The sequence below is a fragment of the Pseudophaeobacter sp. 1A16562 genome, from assembly GCF_041008785.1.
GTDB classification, from domain to species: Bacteria; Pseudomonadota; Alphaproteobacteria; order Rhodobacterales; family Rhodobacteraceae; genus Phycobacter; species Phycobacter gallaeciensis_A.
In genome coordinates, this window is record NZ_JAXGFT010000005.1 from 1 (window position 1) to 12,999 (window position 12,999).

The following is a 12,999-nucleotide window of genomic DNA, read 5'->3' on the forward strand; positions in this document are numbered from 1 at the left end:
AGCCAGGATCAAACTCTCAAGTTGAAATGCGATTGCTCGCATATCCTTGACGTTCGAACCTCTGCACATCTTCATCAGGAGGCTAATCCTGATGAAAGTCTCTGTTTGTGTGCTTGGTTTCAAAAGAAACCGAAGCCGTACAAACAGTGAAGCTGACACCTTATCATCGCTCTACCGCTTCGCTACTTGAGAGCAGCATCATCGGCTTTGCTAAAGGCGCGATATACAGACGTTGATCCATCGAAATGAACCAAACCGCCCACATATCTCTTCAGTTATATATCAATGTCAAAGAGCAACACCCAGCGGCCAAAACAAACAGATGCGCCAATCTCTCAGCGCGCCCGCCTGCCTCATCCTCAAAGATGCCTCAGTCTCTCCTGAGTGTCTCAACCGTCTTTCCGATCCGTCAGCTGCGTCTCCGCCGCGCCCCGTAGCGCCTCAGCGCCGCCGGTGAAGGGGGTTCTAGTCCTAAGGGCCGGAGGGCGCAAGCAGAAATTTTCGATTCCGGGCGGTTTTTTCAAAAAACCTTCATGCGCCCATGTTTTAAGCGATTTGATGGGCCCGAGGCACGATCAGGTGGTGGCTTTTCTGCGGATTACGGGCAGGCGCAGGGCCAGAAGCGTAAGAATCACGGCCAGATAGGCCAGCGGTTCGATCTGAAACCCTTTGACCAACATCACATAGTGCAGCGCCCCAAGGGCAATGGCCGGATAGGTCAGGCGATGCAGAATGCGCCAGCGCGGACCGAGTCGGCGCACAGAGGCATTGTTCGATGTCACCGCGAGCGGCAGGAGCAGCACAAAGGCCGCCATGCCGATGGTGATATAGGGACGTTTCAGGATATCAGCGAGAATCTGGGATGGGATCTGCACATCCAGCAGCAGCCACACCAAAAGGTGGCACAGCACATATATAAAGGAGAGGACCCCCAGCGCCCGGCGGAACCGCATCAGGTTCAGCCCGGCGTAACGGCGCAAGGGGGTCACCGCCAGCACCGCCACCAGCAACTTCAGCGCCAGCTCGCCATATTCGTGCTCCAGCGCCTTGACCGGCTCGACACCAAGGCCGCCGGTGAGCCCCAGAAAGAACAGCACCGGCACCGGCAGGAGGCCCAGCAGATAGACACTCCAAACCGGAACACGGCGCAGCAGCTGGTTCAGGCCATCCATCAGAAGTGTTTGGCCAGATCCATCCCCTCGTAAAGAGAGGCGACCTCTTTTTCATAGCCATTGAACATCAGTGTCGGCTCCCGGCCTGCAAAAAGACCGCCGCCGATACGCCGTTCGGTGGCCTGGCTCCAGCGGGGGTGATCCACCTTTGGGTTCACGTTGCTGTAGAACCCGTATTCGCGGGCATTGGCCATGTTCCAGCTGGTGGGCGGTTCCTGATCCGTCACGGTAATGCGCACCACCGATTTGATCGACTTGAAACCGTACTTCCATGGCACCACCAGACGCAGGGGGGCGCCGTTCTGATTTGGCAGCGGTTTACCGAAGATGCCGGTTGCCATCAGGGTCAGCGGATGCATCGCCTCATCCAGGCGCAGCCCCTCGCGATAGGGCCAGTCCAGCACCCGGTAGGCTGTGCCCGGCATTTCCGAGGGGCGGTAGAGCGTTTCGAAGGCCACGTATTTCGCCCCTTCCTGCACGCCTGCCATATTCAGAAGATCCGCCAGTTCAAACCCGTTCCAGGGCACCACCATCGACCAGGCCTCGACACAGCGGAAGCGGTAGATGCGTTCCTCGATCGTCATCTCGCTGAGGATCTGCTGAAAGTCATAGGCGCCGGGCCGGTCAACCATGCCATCGATCCGGACGCTCCAGGGTTCGGTCGTCATCTGTCCGGCATAGGCTGCGGGATCGCCCTTGCCGGTGCCGAATTCGTAGAAGTTACAATAGCTGGTCACGTCGTCCCAGCTGTTGGGCTCCAGCGTCTCGGCCTTGGCGCCGCCCGCCAGCGTGCTCAGCCCAAGCCCGGCCATGCCCGCCATGATCTGGCGGCGGTTCCAGAAGGCCGCTTCGGGGGTGATATCAGCCTCGGTCAGGGTATTGGTCCAGCGACGTGCCATTGCGGGCTCCTTTTTCCATGTTCGTTACCAGAGCTAGCGCGGGAGAGGCCACGGACCAAAACATATCCTGTCACGACTCCGCGATAGCACTGTAACCTGGCATGATCTCGTTCATCGGACGGGAGGTGCCATCCCCCTGTACGATGCGCACGTGGCGCCGCCGCAGCTGACGCGGCTCGGCCACCCCCACGGAATGGGCGATGGTTTCGACCTCGTGGATCACCTCGCGGGCAAACCGGGCCACGCGCTTGTCCTTATCCTCGACCACCAGACCCTTTTGCAGGCGCGGATCATGGGTGGTGATACCGGTGGGGCAGGTGTTCTTGTTGCATTTGAGCGCCTGAATGCAGCCAAGGGAGAACATGAAGCCGCGCGCCGAGGTCACGAAATCGGCCCCTGCGGCCAACGCCCAGGCCACATCGCCCGGATTGACCAGCTTACCACTGGCGATCAGGCGGATGCGCTCCTTCATCCCGTATTCATCGCGCAGGTTACAGACCATCGGCAGCGCCTCGCGCACCGACATGCCGACCAGATCGATCAGCGGCATGGGGGCTGCGCCGGTGCCACCTTCGCCGCCATCGATGGTGATGAAGTCCGGCGCATCACCCGGGCGCGAGGCGATGTTCATGAACATTTCCCGCATCACCGCTTCGGAGCCGACCACCGTTTTGATCCCGACCGGTTTGCCCGTGACCTCGCGCACATGAGAAATCATGTCGAGAAGATCATCGAACGTTCCGATCTCGGGGTGGCGGTTGGGAGATATACTCGCCTTGCCTTCGGGGATGCCGCGGATCTCGGCAATCTCGGCGTTGACCTTGGCCGCAGGCAGGATGCCGCCCTTACCCGGTTTGGCCCCTTGCGACAGCTTCAGTTCGAACATCCGCACGTTCGGATGTTCGGCCACCTTGCACAGCTTTTCGTCACTCAGGTTGCCGTGTTCATCGCGCACGCCGTATTTCGCGGTGCCGATCTGGAAAACAATGTCGCAGCCGCCCTCAAGATGAAACGGGCTGAGCCCGCCTTCACCGGTGTTCATCCAGACGCCCGCCTCACGCGCGCCGCGGCTGAGCGCCCGGACAGCGGGGCGTGACAGGGCGCCGTAGCTCATCCCGGAAATGTTGTAAAAGGAGGGCGCCAGATAGGGCACCCGTGCCCCTGCCCCGATCACCATGGGTTCGGAACTGGCGTATTGATCATCCAGCGGCGGAAAGGGCGCGTTGACGAAAATCGCCGTGCCCGGCACCGAAGTATTGCGGGTTGAACCAAAGGCCACCGTGTTTCCCTTACCCTCACTGGCCCGGCTCACCCAGTCGCGCTGCGCCCGGTTGAACGGCAGTTCTTCGCGATCCATGGCAAAGAAATACTGACGGAAGAATTCGCCTAGCGTACTGAACAGATGCCTGAAGCGTCCGATGACAGGGTAGTTGCGCCGGATCGCATCCTCGGTCTGAAGCCTGTCCACAAGAAACAGGACCAGCAACAGCAGCCCGACCGCCCCCAGCGCAAAAACAAATGCAAGCGCCAGGAATTCTATGGCATTCGCCGCAATACCCATGCAAAAACTCCTATGTACCTATATATTCAGTGAGGCGCGCGGCCCAGACACCGCCTGCCCTGCCCCCAGACTGAGGGGGAACGCCGGGGCGGGCAAGCGAGCTTTGCTCACAAAAGGGAGATAAATCATGAATTTTTTCGCAGCCACCGTTGCCGCCACGGCCACCGCCCTGTCCCTCGGCGCCAGCGCCCAGGCCGAAGGCATGGTCAGCTACAAAACCACGCTGTCCTTTGACGACGTGACCTTTGGCCTGGAAAGCGCCATCACCGACCGCGGTCTGGTCGTCGACCACATCAGCCACGTGGGCGATATGCTGGAACGCACCCGCGCCGATGTCGGCTCTGACGTCGTTCTGTTCGAAAAGGCTGACGTCTATTCCTTCTGCTCGGCGCAGCTGTCGCGGCAGGTGATGGAAGCCGACCCGATGAACATCATGTTCTGCCCCTATGACATCTTCGTCGCCCAGATCCCCGGCGAGGAAGAGATCACCATCGGCTTCCGTGCCTTCCCCGAGGGCGAGATGCAGGTGATTCAGGAACTGCTGGACGGCATCGCCCGCGAGGCGATCGAGGAATAAGGCGCCGCCCCTGAACACACACATATATATGTGTGTGCGGTCAGCACAGAGATTGCCCGGGACCGGGATCACCGGTTCCGGGCGGGGCGCTGCTGTCGGCGGCCCTCGATAAGTCACTAAATTTCATGCTAAATTAATACCGCGAAAATATCTCTTCTTCATCCCGCCTGCCGGGAAATGCATTGCTGAAGAAGAGGTCCAATGTTTTTCAAATTCAAGTCTGCAGAACGCACACAAGAACAAGACGATTTGCTGGGTACATTGGCAGCCATAGAGAAGACACAAGCAGTCATCGAATTCACACCTGACGGAACGATCCTGCGCGCAAACGAGAATTTTCTCTCTTCCCTCGGCTATACCGAACAGGAAATCACCGGCAAGGCCCACAGAATGCTTGTCTCCGCAGACTATGCCAGTGGCCCTCAGTTCCGGGAGTTGTGGCAGGCGCTTGAACAGGGGCAGCATTTCACCGACCAGTTCCCCATGCGGTCCAAATCAGGCGCCGAAGTCTGGATCCAGGCGACCTTTGCGCCGGTTCTGGACGCGGCGGGACAGGTGCGCAAGATCATCAAGCTGGGCACCGACATCACCTACCGCCGCAAGGCGATCCAGGATATTTCGCACGGGCTGGTCGCACTGCGCGACGGCGCGCTGGATCACCGTATTCCAGTCTCTGACATTCCCGACCTTGGCGCCGTGGCCGGAAATTTCAACGCGGCGGTCACGCAGCTGGAAACGGTCATCTCGGCGGTCAAATCCGTGTCGGAAACTGTAGAGCACGCAGCGACTGGCATCAGCCAGTCTTCGGCAGAACTGTCACAGCGCACTGAAACCCAGGCGGCAACCCTGGAACAGACCGCAGCCGCCATTGAAGAGCTGACCACAACCGTCAAATCCGCTGCACAGGGCGCGCAGGATGTGGAGCGAATCGTGACAGAGGCGCAGACCACCGCCGCGGGCAGCAGCACCGTCGTGCAGGAAGCCATTGATGCGATGGATCAGATCCGCGCCTCCTCGGAAAAGATCTCAACCATTCTGACCGTCATCGACGACATTTCCTTCCAGACCAGCCTGCTGGCGCTCAACGCCGGCGTCGAAGCCGCCCGGGCGGGCGAAGCAGGCCGTGGCTTTGCCGTGGTTGCCTCCGAGGTGCGGGCGCTGGCGAAACGGTCGACCGATGCCGCCGGAGAGATCAAGCTGCTGATCACCGAAAGCTCGGGCCATGTGGTAACGGGCGTCGATCTGGTCGGCCGCGCCGGCGGGGAGCTGAAATCGATCATCCAAAGCGTCAGCACGATTTCCGGCCACGTCAGCGACATCGCACGGGGAACGCAGGAGCAATCCGCGACCCTGTCCGAAATCAACATGGGCATGGGACAGCTGGACGAAGTCACCCAAAGCAATGCCGCAATGGTCGAAGACGCCTCCGGCGCCAGCCAGATCATGGCCAACAACGCTAAAAACCTGTCACAACAAGTGGCTCAGTTCAGAACCGGCAACGGCGCCGGGACTGAGGGCCGCGCGAACGTGGTGCGCTTCAATGCCGCCCAGCGCGCACAGGCCCCGGTCGCAACACCTTCGGCGGCTACAGGCAACGCGACAGCGCGGTCAGCCACACCGGGGAATGTGGAGACCTGGGAAGACTTCTGAACATCCCGTGCCCCAATTATAGAAAAGGCCCGCCATCTCTGGCGGGCCTTCTGCGTTTCATCCGCAAGGATCGAGCGGGGGCTTAGTGCACCACGGCATCGTCCGGCTTGGGCCGGTCGGTGGTTCCGATCCGGTCGCCGATGATCAGACCATCCGCCCCGGCAGAAACCGGTACGGTGTCCCCGTCACGAATATCGCCAGCCAGCAGCAATTCGGCCAGCGGGTTCTGCAAGGCACGCTGGATCACGCGCTTCAGCGGGCGGGCACCGAACACCGGATCATAGCCTTCGTCGGCCAGCCAGGTCTGCGCACCCTCATCCAGTTGCAGGGTGATCTTGCGATCGGCCAGACGCTTCTCAAGCCGCTTGAGCTGGATCTTGACGATGCCGTCCATATCGGCGCGAGCCAGACGATCAAAGATGATCGTCTCGTCCAGACGGTTCAGGAATTCGGGGCGGAAATGCGCCCGCACCGCATCCATGACGTCGCGCTTGGCATCCGATGCATCAGCGCCTTCGGGCAACTGGCTCAGCGCCTGCGCGCCAAGGTTCGAAGTCAGGATGATCAGCGTCTGCTTGAAGTCCACGGTGCGGCCCTGACCATCGGTCAGCATACCGTCATCCAGAACCTGCAAGAGCACGTTGAACACATCCGGATGCGCCTTTTCGACCTCGTCAAACAGAACCACCTGATAAGGACGCCGCCGCACGGCCTCGGTCAACACGCCACCTTCCTCGTAGCCGACATAGCCCGGAGGAGCACCGATCAGGCGCGCCACCGCGTGTTTCTCCATGAACTCGGACATGTCGATGCGCACCATCGCATTGTCGTCATCAAACAGGAATTCAGCCACGGCCTTGGTCAGTTCGGTCTTACCGACACCGGTCGGCCCGAGGAACAGGAAGCTGCCCAGCGGACGGTTCTCATCGTTGAGCCCCGCACGTGCCCGGCGCACCGCATTGGCCACCGCCGTCACGGCAGAGTTCTGACCAATCACACGGGCGTGCAGGTCGTCTTCCATCCGCAGCAGTTTCTCACGCTCGCCTTCCAGCATCTTGGAGGTCGGGATCCCGGTCCAGCGCTCGACAACACCGGCGATCTGCTCGGGGCGGACGGCCTCTTCGACCATCAGACCCTGCTGTTCCTTCTCCTCGGCCTCGGCCAGCTGTTTTTCCAGCCCCGGGATGACGCCATAGGACAGCTCACCCGCGCGGGCGAGGTTGCCTTCGCGTTTGGCGATATCCAGTTCAGCGCGCGCCTTGTCGAGCTGCTCTTTCAGATCACGGGCGCCGGCCAGCTTGTCACGTTCGGCCTGCCACTGGGCGGTCATCTCTGCGGATTGCTCCTGCAGGTCCGACAGTTCCTTTTGCAGCGTCTCCAGACGATCGCGCGAGGCGGCATCGTCTTCCAGCTTCAGCGCCTCTTCCTCGATCTGCATCTGCAGGATCTGGCGGTCAAGCGCGTCCAGCTCTTCGGGCTTGCTGTCCACCTGCATGCGCAGACGACTGGCAGCTTCGTCCATCAGGTCGATGGCCTTGTCCGGCAGGAACCGGTCGGTGATATAGCGGTTCGACAGGGTTGCCGCCGCCACCAGCGCCGCATCAGCGATGCGCACACCGTGGTGCAGCTCGTACTTTTCCTTGATGCCGCGCAGGATCGAAATGGTGTCCTCCACCGTCGGCTCGGAGACCATCACGGGCTGGAACCGGCGTGCAAGGGCCGCGTCCTTTTCGACATACTTGCGGTATTCATCCAGAGTGGTTGCGCCGATGCAGTGCAGCTCACCCCGTGCAAGCGCAGGCTTGATCAGGTTGGCCGCATCCATGGCACCATCGGATTTGCCCGCCCCCACAAGAGTGTGCATCTCGTCGATGAACAGGATGATCTCACCGGCGGCTTCGGTCACTTCGGTCAGGACCGCCTTTAGGCGTTCTTCGAACTCACCGCGGTACTTCGCACCGGCGATCAGCGCCCCCATGTCCAGCGCCAGAAGCTGCTTGTCGCGCAGGCTTTCCGGCACATCGCCATTGACGATGCGCAGCGCCATGCCTTCGGCGATGGCAGTCTTACCGACGCCCGGCTCACCGATCAGAACCGGGTTGTTCTTGGTGCGGCGGCTCAGCACCTGCATGGCGCGGCGGATTTCCTCGTCCCGGCCGATGATCGGGTCGATCTTGCCCTCGCGGGCGGCTTCGGTCAGGTCGCGGGCGTATTTCTTCAGCGCGTCATAGCCTTCTTCGGCGGTGGCGCTATCGGCGGTACGGCCCTTGCGAATGTCGTTGATCGCCTCGTTCAGCTTCTGCGCGGTGACACTGCCTGCCTCCAGCGCGTCCTTGGCCTTGGATTTCACCATGCAAAGCGCCATCAGGACACGCTCGACCGGGACAAAGCTGTCGCCTGCCTTGTCGGCAATCTTGGCGGCTTCATCCAGCACCTTGGCGGTCTGCTGATCCAGATACATCTGGCTGCCGTCGCCGCTGACCTTGGGCAACTTGGCAACAGCCGCATCCGCAGATCCGGCAACCTGGGTGGCATCGCCGCCCGCGCGGGTGATCAGGTTGGCAGCAAGCCCCTGATCGTCATCCATCAAAGCTTTCAAAAGGTGCTCGGGCACCATGCGCTGGTGCTCTTCGCGCAGAGCAATTGTCTGCGCCGCCTGCACGAAACCGCGTGCACGCTCAGTGAACTTGGTCAAGTCCATCTCTCTCTCCTTTTACAAGCGCCCGATCAATATGGCAGCGCCCGCTTTGCGGCACGCCCCGGTCCGGGCCTCACACTCCAATTTGGGAGGTCTCGCCCCCTCTTCAAGAGCATATTGACCGCAAAGAGATGCAAAATCTCTGACCTCAATCAAATTCTCATGGGCAGGCGCTGCGCCAAATGCCTTGTTTTTTAGGCTTTCCCAACCGCCCCGTGCGGATTAGGAAAGCGCAATTCCGCATCCCCTGTCACGTTTTCACAAAACCGGAGACCCGCCATGTCTGCCACTGCCCCGATTGCCGACGACCGCCTGATCGTTGCCATGGACGTTCCCAACGCAATCGAAGGATTGAAACTGGCCGAGCGGCTTGGCGATGCGGTGTCCTTTTACAAGATCGGTCTTGGCATGCTGACCGGCGGCGGGCTGGCGCTGGCGAATGAGATGAAGCAGGAGCTGGGCAAGCGGATCTTCCTCGATATGAAACTGTTCGACATCGGCGCCACGGTGGAAAACGCCGTGCGCGGGCTGGCGCAGTTCGATCTGGATTTCCTGACAGTGCATGGCGACCCCTATGTGGTGCGCGCGGCCAAGGAAGGCGCAGCAGGCAAGGACATGAAGATCCTCGCCGTCACCATCCTGACCTCGCTGGATCGCGATGACCTTGATGGGGCGCTGATCAAACCCGGAGAGATCCGCGATCTGGTGCAGGAGCGTGCAGGAAATGCCTTTGCCGCCGGAGCCGACGGGGTGATCGCCAGCCCGCAGGAAGCCGCCCTGATCCGCGCCCTGCCCGAGGCGGCAGGCAAGCTGATCGTCACCCCCGGCGTGCGCCCGGCCGGTGCGGATCTGGGAGACCAGAAACGCGTTGCCACCCCGGCCAGCGCCATTGCCGATGGCGCCGATCACATCGTTGTCGGTCGCCCGATCTGGAAGGCAGCAGACCCGCGCAAGGCCGCCGAAGACATTCTGTCCGAGCTGCGCAGTCTGTAATTCAGCGAGCCGCATTGCGGCTGAACGCAGTCCCAATAACCGTATCAGGGGTGGCGGTCAGTGCGTCCGTCTTGGCCGCCGCGCCCATCCGGCAAACCTTACCACTGCGGTTTGCCCAATTTTCAGGCAGAATTTGCACGACATGGTCGGCAAAATATTTCCCGCCGAAATTTCCTGAAAACCGACCTAACCCTACGTCAACCTCATAATATTTAACTAGAATACCAAAACTGACCTCCCCAGAGCCGCCACACAGCTGTGCCCGGAAAAGCACAGGCTGTGGCAGAGCATCCATTTCGGGGAAGTGCAAAATTTGCGTCAGGGAGTCGGATCGGCGATTCTGGTCTCAACACTCCCCAGACGAACTCTTCTTCCTGAGGTTCGTCACCTGCCCCCGCCGTTTCGCGCGGGGGATTTTTCTTGAACAACCTCCACGGCGCGAGCCTATCTGCTAACCTCCGACCTCGCCGAGATAGCCCTGCAGCTGTTCGGCGAAATGCGGCACGGACAGGGGATGCGCACAATACTCCCGTGGATCCATCAGCGCCCACCGCTGCCCCTCAGATCCCAATCGGATGTCCGACACCAATCCCGCAGGCTGATGGGAGACAAAGAACCAGACATATCCGCGCGGTCGACTGTAGCGGCGCGACCAGACCAGATCAGACGGGGCCAGTTGCAGCCCGATCTCTTCCTCGGTTTCTCTCAGCGCGCAAACCTCGGGGCTTTCCTCTTGCTCCCGTCCGCCGCCGGGCAGATCCCAATGACCGGGATAGGGAATGTCGGGCTTGTCATCGCGCAGGATGACCACGATTTTCTGGCCCAGAAACAAGGCCAGTTTTGCACCTGAAAATGTCATGACATGAACATGGCCCCGCGATGGCCTAAAGACAATATTGCCGGGCCGGAGTAAACTCATCCTGCACCGTTTCAACGAAGCCCCCTACCCGCCTGCCATGCCCGCCTCATCCCCATCTTCGCAGTCTTCCGCCCTGTGCCGAGACTGCCTGCGCCAGATCGCACCGCCGCAGCGGCGCCCACTGCGTTGCCCGGCCTGCGGCAGTCCGCGCGTCAAGGTGCATGACGAACTGTTTTCGCTGACCATCGCCCATATGGATTGCGATGCCTTCTATGCCAGCGTTGAGAAACGCGATGACCCGGCGCTGGCCGACAAGCCGGTGATCATCGGCGGCGGGCGGCGCGGGGTGGTCTCCACCGCCTGCTATGTGGCGCGTATCCGCGGCGTCAAATCCGCGATGCCGATGTTTCAGGCACTGAAGCTTTGCCCCGATGCAGTGGTGATCAAGCCCCGGATGCAGGTCTATGCCGAGGTGAGCCGCGCCGTACGCGAAATGATGAACGAGTTGACGCCGGATGTGGAACCGCTGTCACTTGACGAAGCCTTCATGGATCTGTCCGGCACCGAAAAACTGCACGGGGCGCCGCCCGCCGTGATGCTGGCGCGGTTGGTCAAACGCATGAAGGACGAGCTGGGAATCACCGGCTCGATCGGCCTCAGCCACAACAAATTCCTGGCCAAGGTTGCCTCAGATCTGGACAAGCCGCGCGGATTTTCGGTGATCGGTAAATCCGAGACCGCAGATTTCCTGCACGACAAACCGGTGCGGCTGATCTGGGGCATTGGTCCTGCGGCGCAGGCTTCGCTGGACAAGGCGGGGATTCGCACTTTTGCTGATCTTCTGCGCTGGGACCGGCAAGATCTGCACGCCCGCTTCGGCTCGATGGGGGACCGGCTGTGGCATCTGGCCCGCGGCGAGGACCGGCGCCGCGTTTCTGCCAATGCGCCAGTGAAATCGATCTCCAAGGAAACAACGTTTTTTGAGGATACAGCCAATACCGAAGTTCTGGACGGCCATCTGTGGCGGCTGGCGACTCAGGTGTCGGACCGGGCCAAGGCCAAGGAAAAGGCCGGGCGCGTGGTGACGCTGAAACTGAAACGGGCTAATCATTCGGCCCTGACCCGCCGCATCGCCCTGCGCAGCCCCACCCAGATGGCCGATACGATCTATCGCACAGCACGCGCCCTGTTGGATCAGGTGGGCGATCAGGGGCCTTATCGCCTGCTTGGCTGCGGCATTGCCGATCTGGTGCTCGCCGATCAGGCCGATGTGACCGGCGACCTTCTGGACCCGCAGGCCAGCCAGCGTGCCGGAGCCGAACGGGCCAGCGATGCCATCCGCAAACGGTTTGGAGATGGCGCCATCCTGAAAGGGCGCGCCTTGCGTTAGGATCGCTCCTGCCCAGACCCGCAGCGGGCTCTTACTCGGCGGCAAGCGGAGGCTGTTCCTGCACCGAATCTGTCATTGCTGCGATGACACCACGCAAAGCGTCCTGAAGGATGGCGAAATTGCCATTGGGCCGGATCGTGGCCTCATCCATATAAAGAGAGCGGTCGATTTCCACCTGGATCGCGTGCTGATTGCGCGACGGGCGACCATAGGCCTGCGTAATATAGGCGCCGGCAAAGGGCGCGTTGCGGGCCACCCGCAAACCAACACTGGTAAAGGCGGCTTCGACACGATCAACGATCTCACCCGCCGCCGCAGCCCCAAACCGATCCCCCAGTACCACGTCCGGCATCTGCCCAGATCGGGTGGGCATGGTTTCCAGCGCCTCGTGCGGCATCGAGTGACAATCGATCAAAATCGCATGGCCAAACCCGATATGGGCCTGATCCAGCAATCCCTGCAGCGCCCGGTGATAGGGGCGCCAGTAGCTGTCGATGCGCCTGCGGGCCTCAGTCAGGGGCAGTTTACCCCGGTAGATCGCCTGCCCGCCGGCAACGACCCGGGGAATCACCCCCAGTCCCGAGGCCACGCGGGGATTCTGGCCGCGCCGCATCACCCCTTCGATCAGCGCCGGGTCCAACTCCTCCGGAGAGCGGTTCAAATCCAGATAGGCGCGCGGCTTTACCGCTCTTAGCAGCGGCGCACCATATTCAGGCGCTGCAGCAAAAAGCCGGTCGACAAAGGCATCTTCGGAACTGCGGATCCGGTGCGGATCGAGAATCGATTGTTCAAGGAACTGCGGCGGGTAATCGGCGCCACTATGAGGCGATGCAAAAACGATTGCAGACCGCAAATGTTGCGGCGACATGACAGAAAATGCTGCGTCGGACATCCCGGCTCCGGCCCCTTAGATCTAAAAACAGCATAGACTGGAAATTTCTGGGGTCAAAAGCTCTTGCACCCCTCCGCGACTCTTATTATAGACCCCTTCACCGGCGCGGCATCCCGCGCCCCGTTTGTTTCTGGGGCAGGATGTTGCAAGGGTTTCATGGGCGATTAGCTCAGCGGTAGAGCACTTCGTTGACATCGAAGGGGTCACAAGTTCGAACCTTGTATCGCCCACCATGAATTCATTGTTTTGGCCCACGGGTCGGAACACCCGCTAACCCAGGCGCTGGTTCGCGCCGCAGAACAGGAGAA

At 60.9% G+C, this 12,999-nt stretch carries 11 protein-coding genes and 1 tRNA gene; 5 read left to right on the forward strand and 7 right to left on the reverse strand.

The genetic code is table 11. The features are described 5' to 3' along the window. Positions 1-575: 575 nt before the first annotated feature. The 3 genes from msrQ to SM764_RS08305 all read right to left on the reverse strand — a co-directional run bounded on the left by msrQ (position 576) and on the right by SM764_RS08305 (position 3,632). Positions 576-1,172 carry a protein-methionine-sulfoxide reductase heme-binding subunit MsrQ gene (msrQ, locus tag SM764_RS08295; protein ID WP_369001506.1) on the reverse strand — a complete coding sequence of 199 codons (597 nt, stop codon included), beginning with the start codon at positions 1,170-1,172 and terminating at the stop codon, positions 576-578. Next, the gene (gene msrP / locus SM764_RS08300; protein WP_065271770.1) at positions 1,172-2,071 is read right to left on the reverse strand and encodes a protein-methionine-sulfoxide reductase catalytic subunit MsrP; all 900 of its coding nucleotides are present in this window, start codon (positions 2,069-2,071) and stop codon (positions 1,172-1,174) included. Before msrP ends, msrQ begins: the two co-directional genes overlap by 1 nt. A gap of 70 nt (positions 2,072-2,141) precedes the next feature. Continuing rightward, a complete protein-coding gene (locus tag SM764_RS08305) occupies positions 2,142-3,632 on the reverse strand; it encodes an FMN-binding glutamate synthase family protein (protein ID WP_368999887.1) in 1,491 nt (496 codons plus the stop codon). Between the two features lie 127 nt (positions 3,633-3,759). Here SM764_RS08305 and SM764_RS08310 point away from each other — a divergent pair, with 127 nt between their 5' ends. Together SM764_RS08310 and SM764_RS08315 are read left to right on the forward strand one after the other, a co-directional pair. After that, positions 3,760-4,209: a DUF302 domain-containing protein gene (locus SM764_RS08310; protein WP_065271772.1), complete on the forward strand. Its 450-nt coding sequence runs from the start codon at positions 3,760-3,762 to the stop codon at positions 4,207-4,209. A gap of 201 nt (positions 4,210-4,410) precedes the next feature. Further along, positions 4,411-5,859, forward strand: coding sequence for a methyl-accepting chemotaxis protein (locus SM764_RS08315; protein WP_369001507.1), 1,449 nt, complete (start codon positions 4,411-4,413; stop codon positions 5,857-5,859). An 82-nt stretch (positions 5,860-5,941) separates the two neighbouring features. On the opposite strand, the gene clpB is transcribed toward SM764_RS08315, so the two are convergent. Next, on the reverse strand, positions 5,942-8,560 hold the full coding sequence (gene clpB / locus SM764_RS08320) for an ATP-dependent chaperone ClpB (RefSeq protein WP_369001508.1): 2,619 nt from the start codon (positions 8,558-8,560) through the stop codon (positions 5,942-5,944). A 276-nt stretch (positions 8,561-8,836) separates the two neighbouring features. Between clpB and pyrF the strand changes: the two genes are divergently transcribed. Continuing rightward, a complete protein-coding gene (pyrF, locus tag SM764_RS08325) occupies positions 8,837-9,550 on the forward strand; it encodes an orotidine-5'-phosphate decarboxylase (RefSeq protein ID WP_274838155.1) in 714 nt (237 codons plus the stop codon). Between the two features lies 1 nt (position 9,551). On the opposite strand, the gene SM764_RS08330 is transcribed toward pyrF, so the two are convergent. Both SM764_RS08330 and SM764_RS08335 read right to left on the reverse strand, forming a co-directional pair. Further along, positions 9,552-9,845, reverse strand: coding sequence for a hypothetical protein (locus SM764_RS08330; RefSeq protein ID WP_274833031.1), 294 nt, complete (start codon positions 9,843-9,845; stop codon positions 9,552-9,554). A 156-nt stretch (positions 9,846-10,001) separates the two neighbouring features. Beyond that, positions 10,002-10,409 carry an NUDIX hydrolase gene (locus SM764_RS08335; protein WP_369001509.1) on the reverse strand — a complete coding sequence of 136 codons (408 nt, stop codon included), beginning with the start codon at positions 10,407-10,409 and terminating at the stop codon, positions 10,002-10,004. 97 nt (positions 10,410-10,506) lie between these two features. Here SM764_RS08335 and SM764_RS08340 point away from each other — a divergent pair, with 97 nt between their 5' ends. Then, the gene (locus SM764_RS08340) at positions 10,507-11,799 is read left to right on the forward strand and encodes a DNA polymerase IV (RefSeq protein ID WP_369001661.1); all 1,293 of its coding nucleotides are present in this window, start codon (positions 10,507-10,509) and stop codon (positions 11,797-11,799) included. A 31-nt stretch (positions 11,800-11,830) separates the two neighbouring features. Here the strand turns inward: SM764_RS08340 and SM764_RS08345 are convergent, their stop codons facing one another. Next, positions 11,831-12,691, reverse strand: coding sequence for an N-formylglutamate amidohydrolase (locus SM764_RS08345; protein ID WP_369001510.1), 861 nt, complete (start codon positions 12,689-12,691; stop codon positions 11,831-11,833). Positions 12,692-12,849: 158 nt separating this feature from the next. Here SM764_RS08345 and SM764_RS08350 point away from each other — a divergent pair. Continuing rightward, positions 12,850-12,924, forward strand: a tRNA-Val gene (locus SM764_RS08350). The last annotated feature ends 75 nt before the right edge of the window (positions 12,925-12,999 follow it).

Excerpts from the sequence above, each read along its gene's own strand:
- SM764_RS08305 (WP_368999887.1), bottom strand. The coding sequence starts at position 3,632 with ATGGGTATTGCGGCGAATGCCATAGAATTCCTGGCGCTTGCATTTGTT.
- SM764_RS08315 (WP_369001507.1), top strand. The coding sequence starts at position 4,411 with ATGTTTTTCAAATTCAAGTCTGCAGAACGCACACAAGAACAAGACGAT.
- SM764_RS08330 (WP_274833031.1), bottom strand. The coding sequence starts at position 9,845 with ATGGATGCTCTGCCACAGCCTGTGCTTTTCCGGGCACAGCTGTGTGGC.
- SM764_RS08310 (WP_065271772.1), top strand. The coding sequence starts at position 3,760 with ATGAATTTTTTCGCAGCCACCGTTGCCGCCACGGCCACCGCCCTGTCC.
- SM764_RS08340 (WP_369001661.1), top strand. The coding sequence starts at position 10,507 with ATGCCCGCCTCATCCCCATCTTCGCAGTCTTCCGCCCTGTGCCGAGAC.
- msrQ (WP_369001506.1), bottom strand. The coding sequence starts at position 1,172 with ATGGATGGCCTGAACCAGCTGCTGCGCCGTGTTCCGGTTTGGAGTGTC.
- SM764_RS08345 (WP_369001510.1), bottom strand. The coding sequence starts at position 12,691 with ATGTCCGACGCAGCATTTTCTGTCATGTCGCCGCAACATTTGCGGTCT.
- clpB (WP_369001508.1), bottom strand. The coding sequence starts at position 8,560 with ATGGACTTGACCAAGTTCACTGAGCGTGCACGCGGTTTCGTGCAGGCG.
- msrP (WP_065271770.1), bottom strand. The coding sequence starts at position 2,071 with ATGGCACGTCGCTGGACCAATACCCTGACCGAGGCTGATATCACCCCC.
- SM764_RS08335 (WP_369001509.1), bottom strand. The coding sequence starts at position 10,409 with ATGACATTTTCAGGTGCAAAACTGGCCTTGTTTCTGGGCCAGAAAATC.
- pyrF (WP_274838155.1), top strand. The coding sequence starts at position 8,837 with ATGTCTGCCACTGCCCCGATTGCCGACGACCGCCTGATCGTTGCCATG.